The 26,149-nt window shown below is 62.2% G+C and carries 22 protein-coding genes and 1 riboswitch; of the genes, 13 read left to right on the forward strand and 9 right to left on the reverse strand.

Annotated elements, in window-relative coordinates:
- The first annotated feature begins 1 nt into the window (after window position 1).
- The 3 genes from cydB to RHEC894_RS22505 all read left to right on the forward strand — a co-directional run bounded on the left by cydB (window position 2) and on the right by RHEC894_RS22505 (window position 2,896).
- Window positions 2-1,156: a cytochrome d ubiquinol oxidase subunit II gene (gene cydB, locus RHEC894_RS22495; RefSeq protein WP_085739227.1), complete on the forward strand. Its 1,155-nt coding sequence runs from the start codon at window positions 2-4 to the stop codon at window positions 1,154-1,156.
- A 13-nt stretch (window positions 1,157-1,169) separates the two neighbouring features.
- A complete protein-coding gene (gene cydX / locus RHEC894_RS22500) occupies window positions 1,170-1,292 on the forward strand; it encodes a cytochrome bd-I oxidase subunit CydX (RefSeq protein WP_085739228.1) in 123 nt (40 codons plus the stop codon).
- Window positions 1,293-1,819: 527 nt separating this feature from the next.
- Entirely contained in the window at window positions 1,820-2,896 is a 1,077-nt protein-coding gene (locus RHEC894_RS22505; RefSeq protein WP_010069694.1) for an ISAs1 family transposase, read from the forward strand.
- A gap of 26 nt (window positions 2,897-2,922) precedes the next feature.
- Here the strand turns inward: RHEC894_RS22505 and RHEC894_RS22510 are convergent, their stop codons facing one another.
- Window positions 2,923-3,816, reverse strand: a complete 894-nt coding sequence (locus tag RHEC894_RS22510; RefSeq protein ID WP_085739229.1) for an NAD(P)/FAD-dependent oxidoreductase — start codon at window positions 3,814-3,816, stop codon at window positions 2,923-2,925.
- A 203-nt stretch (window positions 3,817-4,019) separates the two neighbouring features.
- Here RHEC894_RS22510 and RHEC894_RS22515 point away from each other — a divergent pair, with 203 nt between their 5' ends.
- Window positions 4,020-4,667: a TetR/AcrR family transcriptional regulator gene (locus RHEC894_RS22515; protein ID WP_085739230.1), complete on the forward strand. Its 648-nt coding sequence runs from the start codon at window positions 4,020-4,022 to the stop codon at window positions 4,665-4,667.
- 34 nt (window positions 4,668-4,701) lie between these two features.
- A complete protein-coding gene (locus RHEC894_RS22520; RefSeq protein ID WP_085739231.1) occupies window positions 4,702-5,565 on the forward strand; it encodes a class I SAM-dependent methyltransferase in 864 nt (287 codons plus the stop codon).
- Between the two features lie 281 nt (window positions 5,566-5,846).
- Here the strand turns inward: RHEC894_RS22520 and RHEC894_RS22525 are convergent, their stop codons facing one another.
- From RHEC894_RS22525 to RHEC894_RS22545, 5 genes are all read right to left on the reverse strand, one after another.
- Window positions 5,847-7,850, reverse strand: coding sequence for an aldo/keto reductase (locus RHEC894_RS22525; RefSeq protein ID WP_085739232.1), 2,004 nt, complete (start codon window positions 7,848-7,850; stop codon window positions 5,847-5,849).
- A 149-nt stretch (window positions 7,851-7,999) separates the two neighbouring features.
- Window positions 8,000-9,082 (reverse strand): sn-glycerol-3-phosphate ABC transporter ATP-binding protein UgpC, encoded by a 1,083-nt coding sequence (ugpC, locus tag RHEC894_RS22530; RefSeq protein WP_085739233.1) that lies wholly within the window; start codon window positions 9,080-9,082, stop codon window positions 8,000-8,002.
- Window positions 9,083-9,095: 13 nt separating this feature from the next.
- The gene (locus RHEC894_RS22535; protein ID WP_085739234.1) at window positions 9,096-9,932 is read right to left on the reverse strand and encodes a carbohydrate ABC transporter permease; all 837 of its coding nucleotides are present in this window, start codon (window positions 9,930-9,932) and stop codon (window positions 9,096-9,098) included.
- The gene (locus tag RHEC894_RS22540) at window positions 9,929-10,789 is read right to left on the reverse strand and encodes a sugar ABC transporter permease (protein WP_085739235.1); all 861 of its coding nucleotides are present in this window, start codon (window positions 10,787-10,789) and stop codon (window positions 9,929-9,931) included. The genes RHEC894_RS22535 and RHEC894_RS22540 overlap by 4 nt, the downstream gene beginning before the upstream one ends.
- Window positions 10,790-10,848: 59 nt before the next feature.
- Complete coding sequence (locus RHEC894_RS22545) at window positions 10,849-12,123, reverse strand: extracellular solute-binding protein (RefSeq protein WP_085739236.1); 1,275 nt, start codon at window positions 12,121-12,123, stop codon at window positions 10,849-10,851.
- An 86-nt stretch (window positions 12,124-12,209) separates the two neighbouring features.
- On the opposite strand from RHEC894_RS22545, the gene RHEC894_RS22550 reads away from it, so the two are divergent.
- The 8 genes from RHEC894_RS22550 to atzF all read left to right on the forward strand — a co-directional run bounded on the left by RHEC894_RS22550 (window position 12,210) and on the right by atzF (window position 23,122).
- The gene (locus RHEC894_RS22550; protein WP_085739237.1) at window positions 12,210-13,130 is read left to right on the forward strand and encodes a helix-turn-helix domain-containing protein; all 921 of its coding nucleotides are present in this window, start codon (window positions 12,210-12,212) and stop codon (window positions 13,128-13,130) included.
- A 195-nt stretch (window positions 13,131-13,325) separates the two neighbouring features.
- Window positions 13,326-13,434: riboswitch (guanidine-I (ykkC/yxkD leader) on the forward strand.
- Between the two features lie 74 nt (window positions 13,435-13,508).
- Window positions 13,509-14,582, forward strand: coding sequence for a putative urea ABC transporter substrate-binding protein (locus RHEC894_RS22555; protein WP_085739238.1), 1,074 nt, complete (start codon window positions 13,509-13,511; stop codon window positions 14,580-14,582).
- Window positions 14,583-14,644: 62 nt separating this feature from the next.
- Window positions 14,645-15,463, forward strand: a complete 819-nt coding sequence (locus RHEC894_RS22560; protein WP_085739239.1) for an ABC transporter permease — start codon at window positions 14,645-14,647, stop codon at window positions 15,461-15,463.
- The gene (locus RHEC894_RS22565; RefSeq protein ID WP_085739240.1) at window positions 15,460-16,290 is read left to right on the forward strand and encodes an ABC transporter ATP-binding protein; all 831 of its coding nucleotides are present in this window, start codon (window positions 15,460-15,462) and stop codon (window positions 16,288-16,290) included. Before RHEC894_RS22560 ends, RHEC894_RS22565 begins: the two co-directional genes overlap by 4 nt.
- Window positions 16,287-17,108, forward strand: coding sequence for an urea amidolyase associated protein UAAP1 (locus tag RHEC894_RS22570; protein ID WP_085739241.1), 822 nt, complete (start codon window positions 16,287-16,289; stop codon window positions 17,106-17,108). The genes RHEC894_RS22565 and RHEC894_RS22570 overlap by 4 nt, the downstream gene beginning before the upstream one ends.
- 12 nt (window positions 17,109-17,120) lie before the next feature.
- A complete protein-coding gene (locus tag RHEC894_RS22575; RefSeq protein ID WP_085739268.1) occupies window positions 17,121-17,771 on the forward strand; it encodes an urea amidolyase associated protein UAAP2 in 651 nt (216 codons plus the stop codon).
- 3 nt (window positions 17,772-17,774) lie between these two features.
- Window positions 17,775-21,314 (forward strand): urea carboxylase, encoded by a 3,540-nt coding sequence (gene uca, locus RHEC894_RS22580; RefSeq protein WP_085739242.1) that lies wholly within the window; start codon window positions 17,775-17,777, stop codon window positions 21,312-21,314.
- A gap of 2 nt (window positions 21,315-21,316) precedes the next feature.
- Window positions 21,317-23,122, forward strand: coding sequence for an allophanate hydrolase (gene atzF / locus RHEC894_RS22585; protein ID WP_085739269.1), 1,806 nt, complete (start codon window positions 21,317-21,319; stop codon window positions 23,120-23,122).
- A 215-nt stretch (window positions 23,123-23,337) separates the two neighbouring features.
- On the opposite strand, the gene RHEC894_RS22590 is transcribed toward atzF, so the two are convergent.
- Genes RHEC894_RS22590 through RHEC894_RS22600 form a run of 3 tightly spaced genes read right to left on the reverse strand, consistent with a single transcriptional unit; the run spans window position 23,338 to window position 25,866 of the window.
- A complete protein-coding gene (locus tag RHEC894_RS22590) occupies window positions 23,338-23,733 on the reverse strand; it encodes a VOC family protein (RefSeq protein ID WP_085739243.1) in 396 nt (131 codons plus the stop codon).
- A gap of 17 nt (window positions 23,734-23,750) precedes the next feature.
- Window positions 23,751-24,845, reverse strand: a complete 1,095-nt coding sequence (locus RHEC894_RS22595; protein ID WP_085739244.1) for a Gfo/Idh/MocA family oxidoreductase — start codon at window positions 24,843-24,845, stop codon at window positions 23,751-23,753.
- A 10-nt stretch (window positions 24,846-24,855) separates the two neighbouring features.
- Window positions 24,856-25,866, reverse strand: coding sequence for a Gfo/Idh/MocA family oxidoreductase (locus tag RHEC894_RS22600; protein WP_085739245.1), 1,011 nt, complete (start codon window positions 25,864-25,866; stop codon window positions 24,856-24,858).
- Window positions 25,867-26,149: the final 283 nt, after the last annotated feature.

A 26,149-nucleotide genomic window follows, 5' to 3' on the forward strand; every position in this document is an offset into this window, starting at 1 on the left:
CATGATCCTTCACGAACTCATCGACTATGAAACCCTGCGTGTCATCTGGTGGCTGCTGCTGGGTGTTCTGCTGATCGCCTTTGCGACGACAGGCGGCTTCGATCTCGGCGTCGGCACGCTTCTGCCTTTCGTCGCCAGGACCGATACGGAACGGCGCGTGGCGATCAACACCATCGGCGCCACCTGGGAAGGTAATCAGGTCTGGCTGATCCTCGGTGGCGGCGCCATTTTCGCCGCCTGGCCGCCGCTCTATGCGGTCTCCTTCTCGGGCTTCTATCTCGCGATGTTCGCGATCCTTTTCGCGCTCATCCTGCGCCCGGTCGGCTTCAAATACCGGTCGAAGCGGGAAAGTGCCCGCTGGCGCAACGGCTGGGACTGCGCGCTCTTCATCGGCGGCTTCGTGCCGGCGCTGATCTTCGGCGTTGCCGTCGGCAACGTGCTGCAGGGCGTACCGTTCCGCTTCGCCGACGATATGCGGATCTTCTACGAAGGCTCGTTCTTTGCCCTGCTCAACCCCTATGCGTTGCTTTGCGGCCTGCTATCCCTGGCCATGCTGACGATGCACGGTGCCGCCTGGATGGTGTTGAAGGCGAGCGGCCCGGTTGCTGAGCGGGCGAGGAGCTATGGCAGCATCGCCGCCCTTGTTACCATCGTGATGTTTGCCCTCGGGGGCCTCTTCCTGTGGATCGGGGTCGACGGCTACCGTATCACCAGCGATATCAGCCCAATCGGACCTTCCAATCCGCTGCTGAAAACGGTGGTGATCGAAAAGGGCGCCTGGCTTGCCAATTACGGCGCCCATTCTTGGACGATCGTCGCGCCCGTCCTCGGCCTTGTGGGGGCGGCATTGGCTTTCATCGCCATGCGGGCAAGGCGTGAGGTGATGACGCTGCTCTTCAGCAAGCTTGCGATCTTAGGCATCATCTCGACGGTCGGTCTCTCGATGTTCCCGTTCATCCTGCCCTCCTCGCTCGATCCGCGATCAAGCCTGACGGTCTGGGATGCATCCTCTAGCCATATGACGCTGTTCATCATGCTCGTGGTGTCGGCAATTTTCCTGCCGATCATCTTTGCCTACACCGCCTGGGTCTACAAGGTTTTGTGGGGCAAGGTCGACGAGAAATCCATCACCGACAAGAACAGTCACGCTTACTGAGGGAGATGAAACAATGTGGTATTTCGCATGGATTCTCGGCCTGCCGCTGGCGGCCGCCTTCGCTGTCCTCAACGCCATGTGGTATGAGCTGATGGACGATGCAGCCAGGAAGAAGGCGCCCGAGACGCGCAAGTAGAAAGGGGCTCCGTGGGCATTTCTACAATAATACCCGCTAAGGGAATTGAAGTTGTTTGGATTGAAGCGGTTCGCACGGACTGGCTTTAGTCGCCGGTGAGCGTGATATGGGCTCATGGGAGCGGTGCGCCCTGGGAAAACCATACTCTGGCCTCGGACGTAATCGACAGCGCGGCTACGCAAGTGCACGAAGGTTGCGGGGCTAGAACAGGATGATTTTAGGCCCGGTCGGCCCAAAATCTGAATCCTGTTCTAAATTAAAGAGTTAGAGCATGATGTCATGAGAAAACCGCTCACACTTTTCGGCATCATGCTGGCGGCGCCGCCCGGCAGCTGCCTCCGTAACCACACGATTGCGGCCGGAGGTCTTAACGAGGTAGAGCGCCCGATCCGTCCGCTGCCCGCAACCTCCAAAATATGATAGCCCGCGGCACCCGGAGAAGGGCAGGGGAATCGCATATAGGCGGTAAGCAGTTGTTTTATTGAGGCAGATCGATTCAAAGGCTCTCTGTTGATTTGGAGGGTCGGATGGATCGATTTGCCGCCTGTTTTAAAGCTTTGCCCGACCCTCGGGGGCGCAATACGCGCCATCCGCTGATGTCGATCCTGTTCATTGCCATTGCCGCGATCGTCTGCGGCGCCGAAAGCTGTGCCGACATGGCCGACTTCGGCATCTCCAAGAAGAGGTGGCTCAAGACGATCGTGCCGCTGCCCTACGGCATTCCCAGCCATGACACGTTCTCCACCGTATTCCGCTGCCTCAATCCGGATGCCTTCGAAGCCGCCTTCCGCCGCTTTACCGAAGCCTTTGCAAAAGGCATCGAAGGCGTGGTGGCGGTCGACGGCAAAGCGGTGCGCGGCGCCTATAAGCGCGGTGCCAAGGCGACGCCGCTGCACCTCGTCAACGTCTGGGCCGCCGGTTGCGGCCTGGTCATCGGCCAACAGACCGCACCGCGCCGCAACGAGGTGCAAGGCGTGCTCAAGGCGCTTGCGCTTCTGTCGCTCGAAGGCGCCATCGTCACGGCCGATGCTCTGCATTGCCGCGCCGACACGGCCCGCGCCATCCTGGCCACCGGCGGCGACTATGCCCTGGCGCTGAAAGGCAACCAACCCGGCCTGCTGGCCCAGGCGATTGCCCGCCTTGACGATATCGAGCCGCTCGACAGCATCCAGACCGCCGCCGAGAACGACCATGATCGCATCGACAGCCGCCGCGCCAGCATCGTCGCCGTCGATGATATTGACTTTCCCGGCCTGCAAGCCATCGGCTCCGTCGAGGCCACCAGCCGCCATGCCGATGGCCGCCTGACCAGCCATGTCCGCTACTTCCTGCTCTCCACGGTCATGTCGGCCGCCGCCCTCATCGAGGTGACCCGAACCCATTGGGAGATCGAAAACAAACTGCATTGGGTGCTCGACGTCCAGTTCCGCGAGGATGCCGCCAGAAACAGAAAGGATCACGGGCCGGCAAACATCGCACTGCTGCGCAAGATCGCCCTCAACCTCATCCGATCCCACCCAGATAAGGCATCCATCCGACGCAAAATCAAAAAGGCGGGATGGGACGATCAGTTCCTTATCTCCCTTATCGCTCATATGCGATAGCCCTGCGGAGAAGGGGATCTGTGCTCTCAAACCAACATCGACTGCTGGGCGGAGATACCTGCCGTCGCGCCTTGCGATATTGCCGTGGTGACCGAGTTCATGGCTGGGTTTGCGAGATCGCCGGCAGCGTAGATGCCCGGCATGCTGGTTTCGCGGCGCTCGTCGACCTTGAGGGCGATGCCGAAGGGCGTATTGACCGTGGCGAGGCCCAGTGATTCATGCAGGCTTGAGGACGGCTTGTTGCGCGGATGCGCGAACAGGATATCGACCCCGGCATTGCGGCCGCCCTCGAGATTAACGGTGGTGATATGGCCCCGGTGATGCGCGATTTCGGCGATCCGGCCATCAACGACAGGTATGTTGCGGCGCGCCAGATCGGCGCGGATATCGGGTGCAATGTCGTGACCATCGGCGAAGACCGTCAACGTGTCGGTCCAATCCTGGTACAGCCTGACATAATTGTGCGACGGCGGACCGGACCAGACGAGGCCCCAATGCTGGTCGGCGACTTCAAAGCCATCGCAATAGGGGCAGGGCACGATGGACGTGCCCCAGCTTTCGGCAAAACCGGGAACATCAGGCATCTGGTCGGCAACGCCGTAGCTCAGGATCAGGCGGCGCGCTCCAAGACTTTCGCCATCGCCAGTGAGGACGGAGAAGTCGTCGATGGCGCCGGAGATGCTGTCGGCTCGGGCATTGACCAGCTTGACAGTAGGATAACGCGCCAACTGCTGCCGCGCCTCGGCCAGGATGTCCAGCGGCGGCTTGTGATCGTGGCCGAGCAGACCATGCGAGTGGCCGGCGAAACGATTGCGCGGCAGGCCGGTATCGAGAATGGTGGCCTTGCGGCGGGCACGGCCGAGTTGCAGGGCAGCGGCGAGGCCGGCAAAGCTGCCGCCGATGATGATGACGTCATCCATGGTGATAAGCTCCGTGCTGTTGAGAGAGTGTGATTGGCTGAGCCGTGGCGCGTCTCGTCCACCGATACGCATCGATATGGCCAAGCGGCTTAGAGAAACTCGATCTGAGGGACAGGATAAAATCCGTTCTTTGGCTTGCATATTTCAGATACTGCATGGTATCGTAAACGTGAATAACGATACTGTCAAGGATCTTAATAGTCGTGACCGAAAATAGTCGAGGCCGGCGCGGCCGGCCAGTCAACGAGGCGCTTGGCCAAACGATAGTCGACGCAGCATACGAACTCTTTGTGGAATTGGGTTTTCAAGCGACGACCTTGGACAAGGTCACCCAGCGCGCGAAGATATCCAAGCTCAGCATCTATCGGCACTTCGAGAGCAAGGAGGCGCTGTTCGGCGCGGCCGTCGCCGCCCGCTGCCATCAGTTTGCACCACAAGCCCTTTTTGAAGGGGTCGACGGTTCGGCCGAAGAGCAGCTCATGGCGGTGGGATCATCCCTGCTTCGCACGCTGTTGAGCCCGGACGTCCGCAGTGTCGAAGCCATGGTCATGGCCGACAAGACGAATCAAAAGTCGTTGAGCAAGCTCTATTACGAAGCCGGCCCCGCCCATGTCATCGCGCAAATCGAGGCCGTGTTGCGTCAGTTGCACGCGAAGGCGGTTCTGAACGTGCCCGATCCTCTTCAGTCCGCCCGCTTGTTTGGCGCGCTTATCAAAGGATCCGATCTCCTGATTATTGCGCGCTTCGATCAGGCAAGAGCAGAGGACGACAACGAAATCGAATCCTATTGCCGCTCGGCCGTCGCCATGTTCATCGCCGCGCACCGTGGCAGCGACCACGCGGGCGGATAGCCTAGTCAAGAATGGATCAGAACAAGGATATGGCATGGCAGAGGAAAATGTTTATCAGGTAGCTGACTGGAATGGCCAAAGCGGGGAGCGCTGGGTCGCTTACCAGGCCCGGCTCGATGCCATGATGGTGGTGTTCGGCCAGGCCGCGATCGAAGCCGCCGCGCCCGCCACGGGTGAGCGCGTGCTGGACGTCGGCTGCGGCGCGGGAGCGTCTAGCCTGGCTTTGGCCGCCCGCGTCGGCGCGGGGGGCCAAGTGCTGGGCGTAGACATATCCGAGCCGCTGATCGGCAGAGCGCGCGTATTAGCTCCGCAGGACACGCCGGTCTTGTTCCAGGTGGCCGACGCCAGCAGCACCGAGTTGCCCGAGGGCGCGTTCGACATCCTGTTCTCGCGCTTCGGAGTGATGTTCTTTGACGATCCGACAGGGGCGTTCGCCCATATGCGCCGTGCGCTCAAGCCGGGCGGGCGGGTCGCTTTCGTCTGCTGGCGGGGCATGGCCGAGAACGATTGGGTGCGCTTGCCGATGGGCGCGATGAAGGGCATCCTCCCGCCGACGGCGCCGCCCGATCCCGAAGCGCCCGGCCCGTTCTCGTTCGGCGATCAGGGGCGGGTGGCGCGTATTCTGACGGCGGCTGGCTTCACCGATATCGCTATCGCGCCCTTCGATGCCTCCATCCCGTTCGGCGAGGGCGGGACGCGGGACGCGGCGATCGACGACGCGGTGGAGATGACACTCGAGGTCGGCCCGCTGGCGCGCGCTCTCGCTGATCAGCCCGACGACATCCGCGCCCGCGCCTCGGCCGCGGTTCGTGCCGCCTTCGCGGGCTGCCCCGGTGAGCGGTCGGTGATGATCGACGGCGCGGCGTGGATCGTCACGGCGCGCAATCCGGCAAGCTGACAGGGATTGATAAGGGGAGACGCCCCGTCTCGATGGCTCGGCATGGCCCTGACGCGATCGTCACCGCTTGCGGCCGGAACGCAGGGGAGGTACGGCGGCGGGCTTTTGTCCCATTAATTTATATCGCGCTTATCGGCGACTACCTTTGGAACAAAATTAACCGCCCCCTCGAACGATTCAGGACAATCCGCGCTAACCCTCAGCGGGTATTAGTGCAGACATGCCCACAGAGCCCCTAGAAATGCAAAGGGCGCGGCTCGCACCGCGCCCATTGCATTGCATCAGCCTTCCAGCCATTTCACCTGATCGGGCGTCAGCTTGATGTCGAGCGCCGAAAGGCTGTCTTCCAGTTCGGCGACGGTGCGCGGCCCGATCAGCGGAATGACCGGGAAAGGCTGAGCGATCACATAGGCGAGCGCGATATGGATCGGATTGCGGCCGAGCTTGTTGGCGAGCTCGATGGCGCGGTCGCGGCGTCCGAAATTGCGCTCGGAATACCAGACCCGTACGATCTCCTCGTCATCCTTCTTGTCGCGGCCGGCGCGGTCGGTGAAGAAGCCGCGGCCCTGGCTGGACCAGGCGAAATTCGGGATCTGTTTCTCGTTCAGCCATTTCTTCCAGTCGTCATCGGAGGCGGCGACGCAGCCGGCCCAGATCGGATCGAGCATCTCGGCAAGCGAGAAATTGTTGGAAAGTGCTGCCGGCGCCGCCTTGCCGGTTTTCTCTGCATAGGCGATCGCTTCGTCGAAACGCGCCCGTGTCCAGTTCGAACCGCCGAAGATGCCGCGGATGCGGCCGCGTTTGACCTCGGCATCCATGGCGTCGACGAATTCGCCGACGGGCACGTCGGTATTGTCGCGATGCATGAAATAGATGTCGACATAGTCGGTTTTCAGCCGGGCGAGCGACTGGTCGAGCTGCTTGGCGATCATATCAGGATAGCAGAGCGGCGAATGCGCGCCCTTGCCGATCAGCACGATCTCTTCGCGCGGCACCTTGCGGCTGGTGTGCCAGTCTCCGAAAATCGCCTCCGTTTTGCCGGCTCCATAGACAAAAGCCGTATCGAAGGCATTGCCGCCGGCCTCATAGAAGGCGTCGAGCGTCAGCGAGGCGGCGGCGAAATTCGGGAAGAATTCGAAGCCGAGCGTGACGACCGAGGCCGGCTTGGAGATACCGGGTATCTGGCGCTTCGGAATGCTGCTGCCGCGCGTGACCGCGCCGCCTGATATGTTGGCCGTGCGCTTTGCCGCCTTTTCGACGCCGTATTCGAGGCCGACCGAGGCGCGCCACTGGTCGAGCACACGCAGATTTCCGATCGAATCCGCCCAGCTCATGCCGGGAGAGGTGAATTCGGTTCTGCCGGCGCGGATGGCATCGCCCGCCGCATCGGCTTCGAAGGAATAGAGCCAGCGATCTTCCTTGACCTCGACGGTTTCCTGCTTGCCGCCCTTGAAGATCTCGATCTTGCCGACGCCCCCCTTGTGGCCCGAGGCGAACCAGAAGTCGGCGACTTCGATCCGGCCCTCGGAGCCGATGATGCGCAGCACATTGTCCTGCTGTGCCATGATCGAGCAGGAGACTTCGGCGATGATCTCGTTCGGGAATTTGAGCACTGCCGACGCCCATTCATCGACGCCGCTTTCTCCGAGATGGGCGACGCCCGAAACCTTTTCCGGTTCGAGGAAGGCTTTGCCTTCCGCAGCGCCCGCGATCAGCCGCGCCATCGAGACCGGATAGCCGCCGACATCGAGAATGCCGCCGCCGGCGGTATCGTTGGCGAACAGCCGGTGTTCCGGCCTGTAGCTGCCCATATTGAAGCCGAAGCTCGAGCGAATGATGCGCAGCGTGCCGATGACGCCGCTCTTGATGAGTTCGACCAGCTTCTCCGTCTGCGGATGCACCCGGTACATGAAGGCCTCGCCGGCAAAGACGCCGGCCTTCTTGGCTTCGTAGTAAACCGCCTCAGCATCATAGGCCGAAAGCGCGATCGGCTTTTCCACCAGGATATGCTTGCCGGCGCGGGCGGCCTTGATTGCCCATTCGGCATGGCCGGTATGGGGTACGGAAATATAGACCGCATCGACCTCGGGGTCGGAAAGCAGCGCTTCGTAGCCGTTGACGATGCGGGCGCCGGGGAAGTTTTCGGCAAGGCCAGGCTTGGAAGGATTGCGGGTAGCGATCGCCACCAGCTTGCCGGTGCGCGAGTGGGCGACGCCATCCGCAAAGGTGCGGGCGATGGTGCCGGGGCCGATAATGCCCCAGCGGATCGGTTGATCGGAAGTCATGGAAACCTCTTTCGTCTTTCTGCCTTGGGATTGCGACCAGAGCATGATGTCGAAAAGTGTGAGCGGGTTTTGGACGACATCATGCTCTAACTATTTAATTTAGAACAGGATTCAGATTTTAGGCCGGGTCGACCTAAAATCATCCTGTTCTAGCGAAGCCGTTTGCCGGCGCCGTCGAAAAGGAATGTGTGGCGGGCGGGAAGGCCGACGGTCAGCGTCTCGCGATTGCCTGTTGTGCGCGATTCCGGCCGCTCGATGATCAGCTGCTCGCTGCCAATGGCGGCATAGATGTAGCTGGTGTTGCCGAGATGCTCGGCAACGTCGATGGCGACGGTGAGATCGGCATCGCCAGCACCTGCATCGACGAAATGTTCGGGACGGATGCCGAGCGTCACCTTCGCGCCGGCTTCGACGGGATCGGCAATGGGCAGCGGCAGGCGCGTATTGGCATCGCTTTCCAGCGCGATCACCGCCCTGCCCGGCTGGGCCTCGACCACCACGGCCTTGAGGAAATTCATCTTTGGCGAGCCGACAAAGCCGGCGACGAACTGGTTGGCCGGGTCGTCGTAAAGGTCGAGCGGCGCGCCGATCTGCTCGATATTGCCGGCGCGCAGCACGACGATCCTGTCGGCAAGCGTCATCGCTTCCGTCTGGTCGTGGGTGACGTAGATCATCGTCGTGCCGAGCTGTTTATGCAGCCTGGAGATTTCGACGCGCATCTGCACGCGCAGTTCGGCATCGAGGTTCGACAAGGGCTCGTCGAACAGGAAGACCTCAGGTTCGCGCACGATGGCGCGGCCGATCGCGACGCGCTGGCGCTGACCGCCAGAAAGCTGCTTCGGCCGCCGCTTCATCAGCTCGGTGATCTGCAGGATCTCGGCGACATGACGCACACGCCGCTCGGTATCGGCCTTTGGATTGCCGTTCATGCGCAGGCCGAAGCTCAGATTCTCTTCGACGGTCAGATGCGGATAGAGTGCATAGGACTGGAAGACCATGGCGATGCCGCGGTCGGCCGGCTCGACGTCGTTGACGACCCTGCCGCCGATCCGAAGCTCGCCTGAGGTGATGTCCTCGAGACCGGCGATCATCCTGAGCAGCGTGGACTTGCCGCAGCCGGAAGGACCGACGAAGACGACGAATTCGCCGTCCTTCACCTCCAGATTGGCGCCGTGGATGATCTCGAAGCCGCCGAAACGCTTGATGATGTTGGTGAGTGAAAGCTCTGCCATGCGGCCTCCCCGATTATTTGATTGCGCCGGCCGCGATGCCGGCGATGAAATGGCGCTGGAGAGCCACGAAGACGACGAGGATCGGCGCCGTCAGCAGCACCGCGCCTGCCATGATGCCGCCCCATGAGACCTTGGTGAGGCCGATCAGCGTGCCCAATGCCACCGGCGCCGTCATCATTCCCGGTTTGGAATTGATCAGCAGCGGCCAGAGGTAGTTATTCCACGAATGAAGGAAGAGAATGATAGCCAGCGCCGCCATGGTCGGCCGCGCCAGCGGCAGGGCGATGCGCAGGAAGATCTGCCATTCCTTGACGCCTTCGACACGGGCCGCATCAAAGAGTTCACCCGGCATCATCGAGAAGGATTGCCGCATGAACAGCACGCCGAGCGAATTGAAGAGCGGCGGCACGATCAGCGCCACCCAGGTGTTGGCGAGCCTGAACTCGCGCGCCACCATGATGAATTGCGGGATGACGACCACCGAGAAAGGCAGCGTGATCGTGCCGAGGATGATGGCGATGACGACGGAGCGGCCGACGAAACGGTAACGCGCCAGCGCCCAGCCCGCCATCGAGGTCAGCAGTACCGACAGGAAAGTATAGATGAGCGCGACGCCGATGGAGATCGTCATTGCGCCGATGAAATCGGTATCGGCCTGCAGGTTCTTGAAATTCGCGACGAAGTTGGTCGACGGCCAGAGCACGATGTCGGGGCTGAAGATGCCGTTGTCGGGCATCGTGGAGAAGACGAACATCATCCACAGCGGAAACAGCCAGATCAGCGCCAGCGGCGCGAGCACGGCGTGCAGGGCGATCTGGCGCATGAGGAGGGATTGCGATTTGGATTTCATTTGGGATCCCTCCCGACCCAGAGATTGAGAAGCGAGATGACCACGGCAATGGCCGCCATCGTATAGGCAATTGCCGAGGCATAGCCGAAGTTCAGCGAGGTGAAGCCCTGGCGGTAAAGGAAGAGGCCGAGCGTTTCCGTGCCGCCGCCCGGACCGCCGCGATTGGTGATGAGGAAGGGCTCGGTGAAGAGCTGCATGGTGCCGATCACCGACAGCACGACACAGAAGAGGATGATCGGTTTCAGAAGCGGCAGGGTGATATGAAAGAACTGCTGGACCTTGCTCACCCGGTCGAGTGTCGCCGCCTCGTAGACATCGTCGGGAATCGACTGCAGGCCGGCAAGGATGATGATGGCGTTATAGCCGGCCCAGCGCCATGTGACGGCGAGGATGATCAGCGCCATGGCGGCATTGGCATTGTCGAACCACGATATCGGGCTGAGGCCGGTAGCGGAGATCAGCTTGTTGATGATGCCGAAATCGAGGCTGAACATCAGCCGGAATACGGCGGCATAGGCGACCTCGCCGACGACGACGGGCGCAAAGAAGGCGAAGCGGAAGAGCGGGCGCGCTTTCAGGAGCGGCGAATTGAGCAGCACCGCCATGACGGTCGCAAGCGCGATCATGACGGGCACCTGGATCACCAGGATGATCAGCGTGTTGTAAAGGGCGTTATAGAATGCCGGGTCGTAGAAGAGCCGGCCCCAATTCGCCTGGAAACTGTATTTCCACGGATTGATGCGGGTGTTCTGAAAGGAAATCAGGAATGAATCGATGATCGGCCAGACCCAGAAGGCGGCAAAGACCAGCAGATAAGGGGCGAGGAACGCATAGGCGCTCCGGGTTCTGAACGGCATCGGGCCTTCTCCTCACAATGAACGGAAAGCCGGGCGCCTGAAGCGCCCGGCATCGTCATTCATTGCGCGACCGGGAGGCCGGTCGCCGAAGCGATCTGCTTGGCGGCGTCGTCGAGAGCAGCCTTGGCGTCGGGATAACCGCCGGCGAAGAACTTCGTCTGCGTTGCCTTGAAGATGGCTTCGGCATCGCTCTGGAAGGCAGTGCCGCGGCTCGGTACGATCTTCGGCAGCGTCGCCAGGATATCGGCCCAGACTTTCTGGCCGCCCCAATAGGGCTGCGGCTCGTTGACGAAGGGATCCTTCTCTGCCGAAAGCAGCGACGGAACCAGGCCGAACTCCTTCAGCATGGTCACCTGACCCTCATTGGTGCCGAGGGCGTAGTTGACGAATTTCCAGGCAGCTTCCTTGTTGGCGGAGGTTGCGGAAATTGCGAGCGACGAACCACCGAGATTGGCCGCATGCGGGCCATCGGCCGTCAGGCTCGGCATCTTGTAGACGCCCCACTTGCCCTTGAGATCGGGTGAGGTCGAGCGCACGGTGCCCTCATACCAGCCGCCATAGAGCTGGCTCGCCGCCTTGCCGGCGGTATTGGCCTGGATCTTTTCGTCCCAGTTGGCCGCCGTCAGCGTGCCGGCATCCTTCATCTCCTTCACCTTTTGCAGCGAGGCGACGCAGGCCGGCTGGTTGATGGTGATGTTCTGGCCGTCGGTCGAGAAATAGCCGCAGCCCTGTTCGTTGGCGATCATGCGGAACCATTCGCTGTCGCCGTTGAAGTCTGCCTGGGCCATGACGGTGCCGGGATTGGCGGCGGAGATCTTCTTGCCGGCGGCGATGAAATCGTCCCACGTGCTGATCGTGCTCGGATCGACGCCGGCCTTTTCGTAGAGGTCGCGGCGATAGAAGACGGCGACAGGGCCGGAATCCCACGGCATGGCATAGGCGACATCGCCAACCTCAAGCTCGGTGCGCTTGAAGTCGGGGAATTTTGCCTGGATATCGGCGGTGTAGCCGAGCTCCTTCAGATTGGCGAAACAATCCGGGAAGCGGCTCCAGAAGATTTCAGCTTCGAAATTCTCGATGCTGACGATATCGGGCAGGCCGTCGCCGCCGGCAGCGCAGGCGGCAAGCGTCTTGTCGAAGACCTGGCTGTTTCCAAGGTCCTCGACGGTCACCTTGATATCGGGAAACTGTTTGTTGAAGCCTGGAAGCGTGGACTTCAACGCCGATGCGGCGACATTCCAGCTCCAGATGGTGAGATTGGCCGGTTCTGCAAAGGCAGAGCCGGAAGCAAGCAGTGCGGCAGCTGCTGTTGCAGCGAGAAGTTTGAAGCGCATTGAAAATCCTCCCTTTTCAATTGCCGATCTTTCACGAACGCGGTTAGACTATCCGCAAAGGAGCGGCTGTCTCCTAAAAAGGGAACATGGATTTGGCGGAAAGTAAGATCGGCACGCGAGCAATCTACCGGCCCGGCGCCAGCAGCATTGAGGGTTCGCCGACGACGCTGCAGATGTTTCATGCCCATCCGCTCGTCATGGCCATGCCGCACTGGCATGCGCAGGTCGAGGTCAATTACGTGATGCGGGGCACTGTTCATTACCGGATGAGCGACCACGAATTCCGACTGAACGCCGGCGAAATGTGCCTCTTCTGGGGTGGGCAGCCGCATCAAATGGACGAATCCTCTGATGATTCGCTCTATGCCGGCGCCCATTTGCCGCTCATCTATTTCTTCCGGCTGCGTCTGCCGATCAGCATTTCCAGCCGGCTGATGAAGGGCGAGACGCTGCTGACTTCAGCAACCGATGCTGCCGACAACGAAAACTTCACGCGCTGGTTCCGCTATTCCAAGTCGGGCGATTCGGCCAAGGCCCAGCATGCCGTTGATGAATTGCTACTGCGCATCGAGCGCATTGCGCTCGAACCCTATTCGATGACGACATCGAAGACGGTCGCGAGCCTGGAAGGCGACCAGCCGCATCCGAATTCCTCGCGCAGCGTCGCGCGCATGTGCGATTTCATCGCCGCCAATTTCCTGCAGGACATCGATTCGGTCGACATCGCCCGCGCCGCCGATCTGCACCCGAAATATGCAATGAATCTGTTCAAGCGATCGACCGGCATGACGATCAGCAAATATGTGACGCTGCTCAGGCTATCGCGCGCCCAGGCGATGCTGATGAGCGAGGGCGCCAATGTGTTGCAGGTGGCGATGGACAGCGGCTTCGGCTCGATCAGCGCCTTCAACAAATCGTTCCGCCATATCGCCGGCATGTCGCCATCGGACTTCCGCCGGGATATCCGGCTGGTGACGACGGTGCCCGCCGGCGCCTTCCAGAACTGAAGTGCCGCAACCTTTCAGATTCGCTGCGCCCCCGCCTCTTTCTTCCGAGCAAAAAACCAGCCTATGGTGACGGCAGGCTGCGCACATTTTTTGCGCAAGTGCATGCACCATGCGATGTCGCCACGGGCGGCGCCATGATGCCTCCAGTGAAATCAACGATTTGGAACCTGGCACGCCGCTTGCTTCGATATTTGCAGAGTTGGTGGCTAGGGTTCCGGCGTCGCAAGGCGTGACTGGTCCGAGAGCTGCCACCGGCAGGGGAGACATCCTGCCGGGTGCACGGCGGGATAAAAACCCGGGAGACCTCGTAAGCCAAGGGATTGGCGGCACGATGGTCATTGCCGATCCCTTTTGATGAAAAGCAAAAGGGGAATTTCAATGCAGACTTTTTCGAAGCTTCTTTCCATCACCGCACTGACGGCATCCCTGGCGCTGGGCCTCGGCTCCATCGCGAACGCCGAACAGAAGACCGATTTCAAGGTTGCCTGGTCGATTTATGTCGGCTGGATGCCCTGGGGCTATGCCGCCGATCACGGCATCGTCAAGAAATGGGCTGACAAATACGGCATCAAGATCGAGGTCACCCAATTCAACGACTACGTCGAATCGATGAACCAGTATACGGCCGGCGCATTCGACGCCGTGACGCTCACCAATATGGACGGCCTCTCAATCCCGGCAGCCGGCGGTGTCGACACGACGGCCGTGATCGTCGGCGACTTCTCGAACGGCAATGACGCGGTCATCCTGAAAGACAAGGCGAGCCTTGCCGACATCAAGGGCCAGAACGTCAATCTCGTCGAATTCTCCGTCTCGCACTATCTGCTGGCCCGCGCGCTCGAAAGCATCAAGATGACCGAGCGCGACGTCAAAGTGGTCAACACCTCCGATGCCGACATGGTCGCCGCCTACAAGACGGCTGACGTGACCGCTGTCGTCACCTGGAATCCGCTGGTCTCGACCATCCTCGAGGACCCCACGGCCAAGAAGGTCTTCGACAGTTCGCAGGTGCCGGGCGAGATCATCGACCTGATGGTCGCCAACACCGGCGTGCTGAAGGACAACCCGAATTTCGGCAAGGCGCTTGCAGGCATCTGGTATGAGACGGCAGCGCTGCTGACATCAGACAGCGCCGACGGCAAGGCCGCGCGCGAGGCGATGGGCCAGGCGTCGGGCACGGATCTCAAGGGCTTCGAATCCCAGCTTGCCGCCACCAAGCTGTTTGCCAAGCCGGCCGATGCGGTTGCCTTTACCGCGTCGGGCAGCCTGCCGAAGACGATGGATCTCGTCCGCACCTTCCTGTTCGAAAAGGGTCTGCTCGGCAGCGGCGCGCCGTCCGCTGATGTGATCGGCATCGAAATGCCGGATGGCAAGGTTCTCGGCGACAGCGGCAACGTCAAGCTGCGCTTTACCGAGACCTACATGAAGGCGGCCGCCGACGCTTCGCTCTGAGCAATCTTCGAGAGCGGCGTGGGTTGCCCACGCCGCCATCTTTCATCAGCGGAGCTTCTCTCATGCGTTGGATCAACACGAGGCCGAGCCGGGGTGCGCAGCTTGCTTTGACGCTGCTGCCCTTCGTGCTGCTGATCGTCGCCTATGTTTTCGGCTCGGCGGCGCGACTGGCGGAAAACGCCAATGACAAGCTGCTGCCGGGCTTCGCAGATTTCGCCGATGCGATCAATCGCCTGGTCTTCGTCGCCGATCCGCGCACCGGCGAATACCTGCTGTGGTCCGATACGGCGGCGAGCCTGGTGCGGCTGTTTGCCGGCCTCGGCATTTCCACCGTCACCGCCCTCGTCATCGGCATGCTGATCGGCATGCTGCCGTACCTCCGGGCGCTGCTCTCCCCATTCGTCGCCGTTATCTCGATGGTGCCGCCGCTGGCGCTGCTGCCGATTCTCTTCATCGCCATGGGGCTTGGGGAAGCCTCCAAGATCGCGCTAATCGCCATCGGCGTTGCGCCGACGATGATCCGAGACCTCGCGCTGAAGGCGCTGGAACTGCCGCGCGAACAGATCGTCAAGGCTGAAACACTCGGCGGCTCCTCGTGGCAGATCGGCCTTCGCGTCGTGTTGCCGCAGATCCTGCCGCGGCTGATCACCTGTCTCCGGCTTCAGCTCGGCCCTGCCTGGCTGTTCCTGATCGCGGCAGAGGCGATCTCGTCGGATTCCGGCCTCGGTTACCGCATCTTCCTCGTGCGCCGCTACCTCTCCATGGACGTGATCTTTCCCTATGTCGTCTGGATCACCCTGCTCGCTGTGGTCATGAATTACATTCTCGATCGCATCCGCATCGCTCTCTTCCCCTGGTCGGAGCTGGAGAAGCAGGCATGAGCGAGTTGGTGATCGAAAGGGTCTGGAAGGAATATGGCGACCAGATCGTGCTTGAGAACGTGTCGCTGACCGTCGCCTCGCGCGCCTTCGTCGCCCTTGTCGGCCCGTCCGGCTGCGGCAAGACGACCTTCCTGCGCATGCTGCTTGGCCAGGAGCGACCGACGCGGGGCACTATACGGCTTGACGGTGAACCGTTGCCGCTCGAGCCAGGGCCGGATCGCGGCGTCGTTTTCCAACGCTACTCCGTCTTCCCGCATCTGACCGTGCTCGGCAATGTGCTGCTCGGCCGCGAATTTTCCGCGGCGCGCTACAAGGCAAAGCTTTTCGGCGCTACCCGCCGCAGCGCGGTCGACGAGGCGCGGCGGTTGATCGGCGAAGTCGGCCTTGCCGGCGCCGAGGATAAATACCCGGCACAGCTTTCCGGTGGCATGCAGCAGCGCCTGGCGCTGGCGCAGGCGCTCATCATGAAGCCGAAAGTGCTGTTGCTCGACGAGCCATTCGGGGCGCTCGACCCCGGCATTCGCGCCGAAATCCATACCTTGATGAAACGGCTCTGGCACGAAACGCAGATGACCGTCGTCATGGTGACGCACGACATGCGCGAGGCCTTCACGCTGGCGACGCGGGTCGTCGCCTTCGAGCGCCGGCGTGACCGCCCGGAGGAGAAGGAGCGCTACGGCGCGACCATCACCAAGGACATTTCCATCTGGCCGCCCCGGCTTGCCGGTGCGCCGTCCATCTTCAGCCCCGACCGGGACGGCCCGGTCATTTCTCTGGGCCATCGTCGGGACGACCCGGCTTCCAGTCCGTCAGGAGAAAAACCATGATGCATGTCAGGCGTTCGCCCGAAGAAATATCAGCCAACCGGCAGCGTTACGAGGAAGATCAGAAGAAGGGGCTGGAATTCGCGCCGAAGGCTCTGCCGGCGCCGAGCCCCCTGCCCGCTCCCGCCATCGATGCCGCGGCGATCATCCACCAGGAAACCATCCCAGGCGGCTGGTACTGGTCGACCGCGCTGAAGCGCGGCGAGGCGCTCCGCATCGATCAGGGCGACGGCGGATCGACCGTGGCGCTCGTCGCCTGGAACGCCGCTGACACGAGCGAGCGGCTCAATCTCGTCGATACGGTCAAGGTTCAGTGGACGACCGCCCTCGGCAAGGGACGCGTCATCTTCTCGGATATGGGCCGCGTGATGTTTTCGCTGATCGAGGACAGTCCCGGTGCTCATGACTGCCTGATGGGCGGCTCGACAGCGGCCTCGAACGCCGTAAAATATCCTGGCGTCAAAACCCGCAACACCCGCGACAATCTCGTGCTCGTCGCCGGCAAGCTCGGTCTCACCAGGCGTGATATCCCGGCGATCCTCAATCTCTTCGCTCCTGTCCGCGTCGACGATGATGGTGGCTTCCACTGGCGCGGCAAGCTTTCCAACAGCGGCGATTACGCCGAACTGCGCGCCGAAATGGACATGATCGTCGGCTTTTCCAATTGCCCGCATCCGCTCGATCCAGATCCGGTCTATGCGCCGAAGCCGATCATCGTGACGCGCTTTCGCGCAGCCGCACCCGCCGTCGACGATCTCGCGCGCACGGCGACCGCCGAAGCCCTTCGCGGCTTCGAGAACAACGCCGCGATGCTGGCCTGAGGAGGGATGACGATGACCGATTTCATCAAGACTTCAGCTTCACGCAGCCTCGAAAACGCCGTGCAGGATCATTTCATCCCGGCCGAAGCGCCGTGGTCCGGCATCGTGCGCAAGGGGCAGACGATCCGCATCGAAGACAGCTACGGCCAGCAGGCGATCGACACGCTGTTTTATCGCGCCGATGATTTTGCCGAGCGCTATTCCAACCAGGACACGATGCGGGCGCAGGGTGGCGCCTATATCGGCGTCGGCACGAAGATCATTTCGAACGAGGGCAACGTCATGCTTGTCATGACGGCCGACAGCTGCGGCCGCCATGATACCTCCGCCGGCGCCTGCTCGTGCGAAAGCAACACGGTGCGCTTCGGCCACGGCACGAAATACCTGCATGCCTGCCGCGACAATTTCGTGCTCGAGGTGACTAGGCACGGCATGAGCAAGCGCGACATCGTGCCGAACATCAATTTCTTCATGAATGTCCCGATCAAGCCGAATGGCGAGATGACCATCGTCGACGGCATTTCCGCGCCCGGCGACTATGTCGAACTGACGGCTGAAATGGACGTGCTCTGCGTCATCTCCAACTGCCCGCAGGTCAACAATCCCTGCAACGGCTTCGATCCGACACCGATCCGGGTGCTGATCTGGGACGGCGAGGACTGATCGATGTTCGCCAAGGTTCTCATCGCCAATCGCGGCGAAATCGCCGTCCGGGTGATCCGGACATTGAGGAGGATGGGCATCGCCTCGGTTGCCGTCTATTCCGATGCCGATCGCTTCTCGAAGCCGGCGCTGCTCGCCGACGAGGCCGTGCGCCTCGGCCCGGCGCCCGCTGGAGAAAGCTATCTCAACGTCGATGCCGTCATCGCCGCCTGCAAGGCGACCGGTGCCGAGGCCGTGCATCCGGGCTACGGCTTCCTCTCGGAAAATATCGGCTTTGCCGAGCGGCTCGCCGCGGAAGGCATCGCCTTCATCGGTCCGCGGCCGGAGCATCTGTCGGCTTTCGGCCTGAAGCATACTGCGCGTGAATTGGCAAAAGCGAGCGGCGTGCCGCTGCTGCCGGGCACCGATCTGCTGCGAAGCGTCGAAGAGGCGCTCCTGGCCGCCGAGACCGTCGGTTATCCCGTCATGCTGAAAAGCACGGCGGGCGGCGGTGGTATCGGCATGCAGCTCTGTGCCGACGCGGCCGGTCTCAAGGCCTCTTTCGAAAGCGTGCAGCGGACGGCGCGAGCCAGCTTCGGCGATGCGCGTGTCTACATCGAGCGTTTCGTTGCCGAAGCCCGCCATGTCGAGGTGCAGATCTTCGGCGACGGCAAGGGCAGAGTGATCGCGCTCGGAGAGCGCGACTGCTCGCTGCAGAGGCGAAACCAGAAGGTGGTCGAGGAAACGCCTGCCCCTGGCCTGTCGGCGGAAACACGGGCACGGCTGCACAAGGCGGCGGTCGATTTGGGAGCTTCGGTCTCCTATGAATCGGCCGGCACCGTCGAATTCATCTATGATCCCCAGCGCGAGGAATCCTATTTCCTCGAGGTCAATACCCGCCTCCAGGTCGAGCATCCCGTCACCGAAGCCGTCTTCGGCATCGATCTCGTCGAGTGGATGATCCGGCAGGCGGCGGGCGAGGACGTGCTGTCGGGCGCGAGCGACCTGACGCCTACAGGTGCGGCGATCGAAATGCGCATCTATGCCGAGATGCCGCATGCCGATTTCCGCCCGAGCGCCGGCCTGCTGACCGAGGTCGTCTTTCCCGGCGATGCCCGTATTGACGGCTGGATCGAGACGGGAACCGAGGTGACGCCCTTCTACGACCCGATGATTGCCAAGCTGATCGTGGCGGCGGAGGACCGGCCGGCGGCGATCGAGAAGCTGAAGGCAGCGCTTGCCGCGACAGCGATTTCAGGCATCGAAACCAATCTCGATTATCTCAGGGCGATCGCCGCTTCCGAACTGCTTGCCGGCGGCAAGGTGGCGACGACGGCGCTGCGCGACTTCGCCTTCGTTCCCGATATCGTCGAGGTTATCGCACCCGGCGCGCAATCGAGCATTCAGGAGCTGCCGGGCCGGCTCGGCCTGTGGCATGTCGGCGTGCCGCCGAGCGGGCCGATGGACGAGCGCTCCTTCCGCCATGCCAACCGGCTGGTCGGTAATGCCGATGAGACGGCCGCGCTGGAACTGACGGTTTCCGGTCCGACGCTGCGATTTTATGCCGACCAGACGATCGCCCTTGCCGGGGCGCGGATGGCGATGACATGCGATGGGATCAGGCTTCCCCACGACGAGCCGGTCCTGATCCAGGCCGGTCAGGTGCTGTCGGTCGGTGCGATCGAAGGACCGGGGCAGCGCGCCTATCTTGCCGCTGCCGGCGGTTTTGCCGCGCCCGTCGTGCTCGGTTCGCGGGCGACTTTCGGCCTTGGCCAATTCGGCGGCAACGCCACCGGCACGCTGAAGACGGGGCATGTGCTGCATTTCGCCCGGCAGGCGCCGGTGCAACCGGCCAAACCTGCATCCGAGCCGGCGGCCTTGTCCCGAGAATGGGATGTCGGCGTCGTCTACGGTCCGCATGGCGCACCGGATTTCTTTCAGAATGGTGATATCGAGACGCTGTTCTCCGCAACTTACGAAGTGCATTTCAACAGCGCCCGCACCGGGGTGCGCCTCATCGGCCCCGCCCCGATTTGGGCACGCCGTGACGGTGGCGAGGCGGGGCTTCACCCGTCCAACCTGCACGACAATGCCTATGCGATCGGAGCGATCGATTTCACCGGCGATATGCCGATCATCCTCGGGCCCGACGGTCCGAGCCTTGGCGGTTTCGTCTGCCCGGCGGTGATTGCGCGTGACGAGCAATGGAAGATGGGGCAGTTCAAGCCGGGCGACCGTATCCGTTTTCATGCCGTGGCCCGGCCGCAAGATCCGGTCGCCGGCCCGGCGGTGCGACGGGCCGCGGAAGAGACGGGTTCGCCGATCGTCGGCGTCAGCAATGACGGCCCGGTCCCGGTCGTCTATCGCCGCCAGGGCGACGACAATCTGCTCGTCGAATATGGGCCGATGACACTCGACATCGCGCTCCGTCTGCGGGTTCATCTGCTGATGCAGGCCGTCGCCGAGGCCCGCTTGCCCGGGATCGTCGATCTCACGCCAGGCATCCGCTCGCTGCAGATCCATTATGACGGCACGCAGCTGACGCGTCGGCGTCTGCTCGGGCTACTCGCCGAGATCGAGACGACGCTGCCGGCGGCACAGGATGTCAAGGTGCCGAGCCGGATCGTGCATCTGCCGCTCTCGTGGAACGATCCGGATGCGGAGCTTGCCATGCGCAAGTATCAGGAACTCGTCCGCCCAAATGCCCCCTGGTGCCCCGATAACATCGAGTTCATCCGCCGCATCAACGGTCTTCCCGACGAACAGGCCGTCCGCGATATCGTCTTCGATGCGAGCTACTTCGTTCTGGGTCTCGGCGATGTCTATCTCGGCGCTCCGGTTGCGACCCCGATCGACCCGCGCCATCGGCTCGTCACCACCAAATACAATCCCGCCCGCACCTGGACGCCGGAAAACGCGGTCGGCATCGGCGGGGCCTATATGTGCATCTACGGCATGGAGGGCCCGGGCGGCTATCAGCTCTTCGGCCGCACCATCCAGGTGTGGAACACCTGGCGGGAAACGCCGGCCTTTGCCAGAGGCAAGCCCTGGCTCCTGAACTTCTTCGACCAGATCCGCTTCTTCCCGGTCAGCAATCAGGAGCTGACGGAGGCGCGTGCGGCCTTCCCGCATGGCGGCTATCCTGTCAGGATCGAAGAGACCGAATTCTCCTATGCCACCTATGATGAGGAGCTGCAGGCGAATGCGGCATCCATCGGCCGCTTCAAGGCGACGCAGCAGGCGGCCTTCGATGCCGAACGCCAGCACTGGAAGGAGGCCGGGCTTGACAGCTTCGTCGCCGATGAAGGCACGAGCGAGGATCCGGACGCGGATATTCCAGACGGATGCTTCGGCGTTGCCAGCGCCGTGCCCGGCAATATCTGGAAATTGCTGGTCGAGCCGGGCGCCCCGGTTGCGGCCGGCGACACGCTTGCCATCATCGAATCGATGAAAATGGAAATCAACGTCACCGCCCATGCGGCAGGCCGCGTCCGCGACCTGCGCGCCGGGCCGGGGAGAAACGTCAAAGCCGGCGATATCATTGTCGTCCTGGAGGAATGCTGAACATGCTGCCGACCATTCTCGACCTCTCAAGCCTCCGTGCCGCCTATCGCTCCGGCCTGACGCCGCTCGACATCGTCGAAGAGGTGATTGCCCGCCGCGCCGCCTCGGAAGATCCGGCAATCTTCATTAGCCCGGTGCCGGACGACGAGTTGCGCTCTGCCGCTAAAGCCCTGATGGCGCGCGCGCCTGAGGCAAACAGCCTGCCGCTCTGGGGCGTGCCGTTCGCGGTGAAAGACAATATCGATGCCGCCGGCCTGCCGACGACCGCCGCATGCCCGGCCTATGAATATCGGCCGGACGTCGATTCCACCGTCGTTGCCAGATTGAAGGCAGCCGGCGCCATCGTGATCGGCAAAACCAATCTCGACCAGTTCGCGACCGGCCTCAACGGCACGCGCTCGCCCTATGGGGCGCCACGTTCGGTCTTCGATAAGGCCTATATATCCGGCGGCTCGAGCTCGGGCTCGGCGGTCACGGTTGCCTCCGGCCTCGCCGCCTTCGCGCTCGGCACGGATACGGCGGGCTCCGGCCGCGTGCCGGCCGCTTTCAACAATCTGGTCGGCATCAAGCCGACGCCGGGGCTTCTCCCGAATACCGGCGCCATTCCGGCCTGCAGGAGTGTCGACTGCATCACGATCTTCGCGCCGACCGTCGGCGACGGCATTGTGATCCGCAAGGTTGCCGAGGGGTTTGACGCTGCCGATCCTTTCTCGCGTCGAGCCAAGCCGGCGACGCTGCCGGTGTCGGGGTTGCGCATCGGCGTCCTGACCGGCGCGGAACGGGAGTTCTTCGGCGATAGGGAGGTGGAGGCGCTTTACGACCAGGCGATCGAGCGGGCCAGAGCGCTCGGCGCGACCATCGTGGCTTTCGACTACGTACCTTTCCGTGAGGCCGCCACCCTCCTTTACGACGGGCCGTGGGTCGCCGAACGCCTGGCGGCGGTCGAGGACTTCCTCGCCACGAATGCGGCCGATTTCGACCCGACGGTGCGGGGGATTATCGAGGGCGCCAGGGGCAAATCAGCGGTCGATGCCTTCAATGGCCGATATCGGCTGGAAGAACTGCGCCGAAAAACCGAGACCGAATGGGAAAAGGCAGACGTGCTTCTGCTGCCGACCGCGCCGACCACTTATACGGTCGCAGACATGCTGGCCGATCCCGTTGTGCTCAACGGTCGTCTCGGCCGCTACACCAATTTCGTCAACCTGCTCGATTGCGCGGCGATTGCCGTTCCGGCCGGCTTCGGAAAGAGTGGCTTGCCGGGCGGCATTACCGTGATCGCGCCTGCTTTCACCGACGATGCGCTGGCGCCGCTTGCCGATGCGCTGCATCGCGCAGCCGCCGCCGGCATGGGCATCGACCGGCAGGCGGCAGTTCCTGAGGCGAGCCGCGTTGCGGCCGTCGATGACGGCTTCGTCGAAATCGTCGTCGTCGGCGCGCATCTGACCGGCATGCCGCTCAATCACGAATTAACCGGCGTCGGCGCCCGGTTGGTCAAAACCTGCAGCACATCAGGCGAATACCGTCTCTTTGTGCTGCCGGATACGGTGCCGCCGAAGCCAGGCCTCATCCGCGAACCTGGCCACAAGGGCGCCGGACTGGAGGTTGAGGTCTGGGCATTGCCGGCCGATGCCTTCGGGCGCTTTGTCCAAAAGATCCCGGCGCCGCTCGGCATCGGAAAGGTGGTGCTTGACGACGGCACGAGTGTTTCCGGTTTTCTCTGCGAGGCACATGCGGTGAACGGCGCCGAAGACATCACCTCGCTCGGCGGCTGGCGGAGCTATATCAGCGCCAGATTGGCGAGCTGAGCGTGAGGAGCGAAAAATGGCGGCGATGTTCAAGCAGCTGGTTGCGCTTCTCCTGGCGGGGCTGATCGCGCGAACCAGGGCGATCGGCAGGCCGGGCCAACGGTGACGGCTTAATGCATGTCGCTCGGAGGTGTGCAGCGGTTCCCGGGATAACGACATGCATCAAAACAAAGAGCTGAAGCGCGTCACATGGATCAAGTGTAATGCGACGCGCTTTAGCGCTTTTCGGCGAGCTCGATCTGAATGCCGTCGGGATCGCGCAGGAAGGCCACCTTGTGCAGAACCTCGGCGTTAACTGCCAGGCGCGGCCGCTCCTTGATCTCGACACCGGCCTTTTCCAGCCGGGCGAAGGTCTCATCGACACTGTCGAACAGGAAGGTCAGATGGCGCAGGCCGGCCGTAGCCTCCGGCACATCGACAGCCCTTGCCGCACCGCCCGCCGGCGCGACGATTTCGAGCATGCCGCCGCCGGCATCGAGAAAGGCGATCTCCCCGCCGTCGGCCATGACCTTGCGCAGATGCAGGCTGAGGCCGAGCAGACCGCAGTAGAAATCAACCGTGCGGTCCATGTCGCTGACCGTCATGCCGACATGCTCGAAGGATTTCAGCATGGAGCGCCCTTCCCTATTCAGCCGGCAGCCGAGCGCCGTTCGTCTTCCGGAAGCCAGGATCGGTAGAGCGGGTGATCGGCGGCGATCGGCATCGGCGTCGGCCGGCCGGTGCGCTGCGAGAAATAGGCCGCCGTCACCAGCTCCAGCGAATTGCGGGCATCCTGCAGCGTCACCGGCGGCTCCTTGTCTTCGATGATCGCCTTGTGGAAGAGTTCGAACTGACGGGTGTAACCGTCCTCGCCGGGCACATAGGCTGAGAGCGCCGCATCGATTTTCGCCTGATGCTCCTCGGTTCCCGCGGTGAAGACCCAGGGATCGCGACCCATCGTGTAGGGCTCGATGATGCTTTCGGCGACGAGATCGCTGAAGCAGAAGCGCAGCCGCGATATTTCCTTGCGCGAGCCGAGCGTCATCGACAGCGTCGCCAGCGAGCCGTTCTGCATCTTCACCGAAAGCGCAGCCGTATCCTCGACCTGGATCGGGTTGACCAGGGTGGCGCCATAGGAAAACACCTCGGTGCAGGGGCCATGCACATAATTGAGCATATCATGGGCATGGATCGCGTGACCGAGAAGGCCGCCGCCGAGCTCGGTCGCCCATTTGCCGCGCCACGGCACGGCGTAATAATCCGGGCCGCGCCACCAATGCGTCTCGATCGTCGTCAGGAATGGCTTGCCGGCGAGGCCCTGCTCGATCAGCAGCTTGAGCTTCTGGAGGCCGGAGCCGTACCGGTATTGGAAGATCGGCATCAGCTTGCCTCCGGGGAAACGGGCGAGGATGCGGCCCATCTCGTCGACCTCGGCGATCGAGCCGAAAAGCGGCTTTTCGCAGATCACATGTTTGCCGGATTCGATGCCCTTGCGGCAGAGTTCGAAATGCGAGCTCGGCGGCGTCGAAATGTCGATGATGTCGAGATCGTCACGGGCAAACAGCGAATCGGTATCCTGCGTATATTCCACGACGCCGTATTCTTCGCACAGCGCCCGGCCGCGCTCCTCGTCGAGCGAGCAGAGCACGGGAACCTCGAAGAGATCCTTGTTCCAGCCGAAGCCGGCCAGATGCCGCGCGGCAATCCCTGCGCCGATGACGCCGACGCGCAATTTCCTGGTCATGATATCCTCCTCAGCGAGCGCCGATGCGCGCGGCTTTCGTCTGGGCTTCGAGCGAAAGGCGGCAGACTTCGAAAACGTGATCCTGCGTCATCGCCGTCTGCGTGCGGTTTGCGACGTCGGCGGTGAAAGCATCGAAATAGTCGAGCTTTTCATCGCTGCAATCGATATGGGTCATTTCCTTGCCGTTGACGAGGAAGAGGTGATCCTTGCCCGGCCGGCCGGCGATATCGATATATTTGCGCAGCTCGATATAACCCTCGGTGCCGAGAATGGTCAGGCGCCCGTCACCCCAAGTCGGCAGAGCCTCAGGGGTGAACCAGTCGACGCGGACATAGCCCGCAGCCTCGTCGGAGCGCAGCAGCACCTCGCCGAAATCCTGGAAGGCGGGTTTGTCGGGCATGCCGAAATTGCCGATCGAGCTGGCGATGACCTCGCCCGACGTCGAGCCGGTATAGAACAGGAACTGGTCGACCTGATGCGAGGCGATGTCGACGATGATGCCGCCGAAGGCTTCGGGGTCGAAGAACCAGTCCGGCCGGGTCGGCAGCTGCAGCCGGTGCGGACCGACGCCGAGCGTCTGGATCACCTTGCCGATCGCGCCTTCCTTGACCAGCTTGCCGGCTTTGACGGCGGAGCGCACGCAGTGACGCTCGGAAAAGCAGATCGAGAAGATCCTGCCGGTCTCGCCAACGGTGCGCTTGACTTCTTCGAGCTGGGCAAAGGTCGTCACACCTGGCTTGTCGGTCATCACGTCCTTGCCCGCTTTCATCGCGCGGATGGCAAGCCCGGCGCGGTCACGCGGGATCGCGGAGATGCAGATGACGTCGATCGAGGGATCCTCGAACAGTTTGTCCCGGTCGATCTGCGGGGCATCGGGATAGGTCTTCTCGAAGGCTTCCCGCAATGCCGGCACGGAGGTCTGTGGGCAATAGCCGACAAATTCGCCGCCCGAGGCAAGCAATCCCTTCACGTGATCGAATGTATGCCCATGGTCGATTCCGACGACGGCAAATCTCAACATCGCTGCAATATCCTCCTGGGATTTTCTGAGCACCGGCTGGGGCCGGCATCCTCCATATCGGGCAAAACAGATAACGAAAGCTCGCGCCTGTCAAGGCAAGATCAAGGGTGAAATCGCCTGGATGGAAGATTAAACATATGAAAAATAACGATTATTTTGTATCTAAATAGTTATTTTGCGGTTTTCCGCGATTGGGAAGGTGCCCGCTCGATCCAATCGGGCGAAAGTCTTTTTCCCGTGCGTATCTTGCTCCATCTCGATGAATGTGATCGATTTTGGCCGC

This window comes from Rhizobium sp. CIAT894, assembly GCF_000172795.2.
In the GTDB taxonomy this organism is placed as follows: domain Bacteria; phylum Pseudomonadota; class Alphaproteobacteria; order Rhizobiales; family Rhizobiaceae; genus Rhizobium.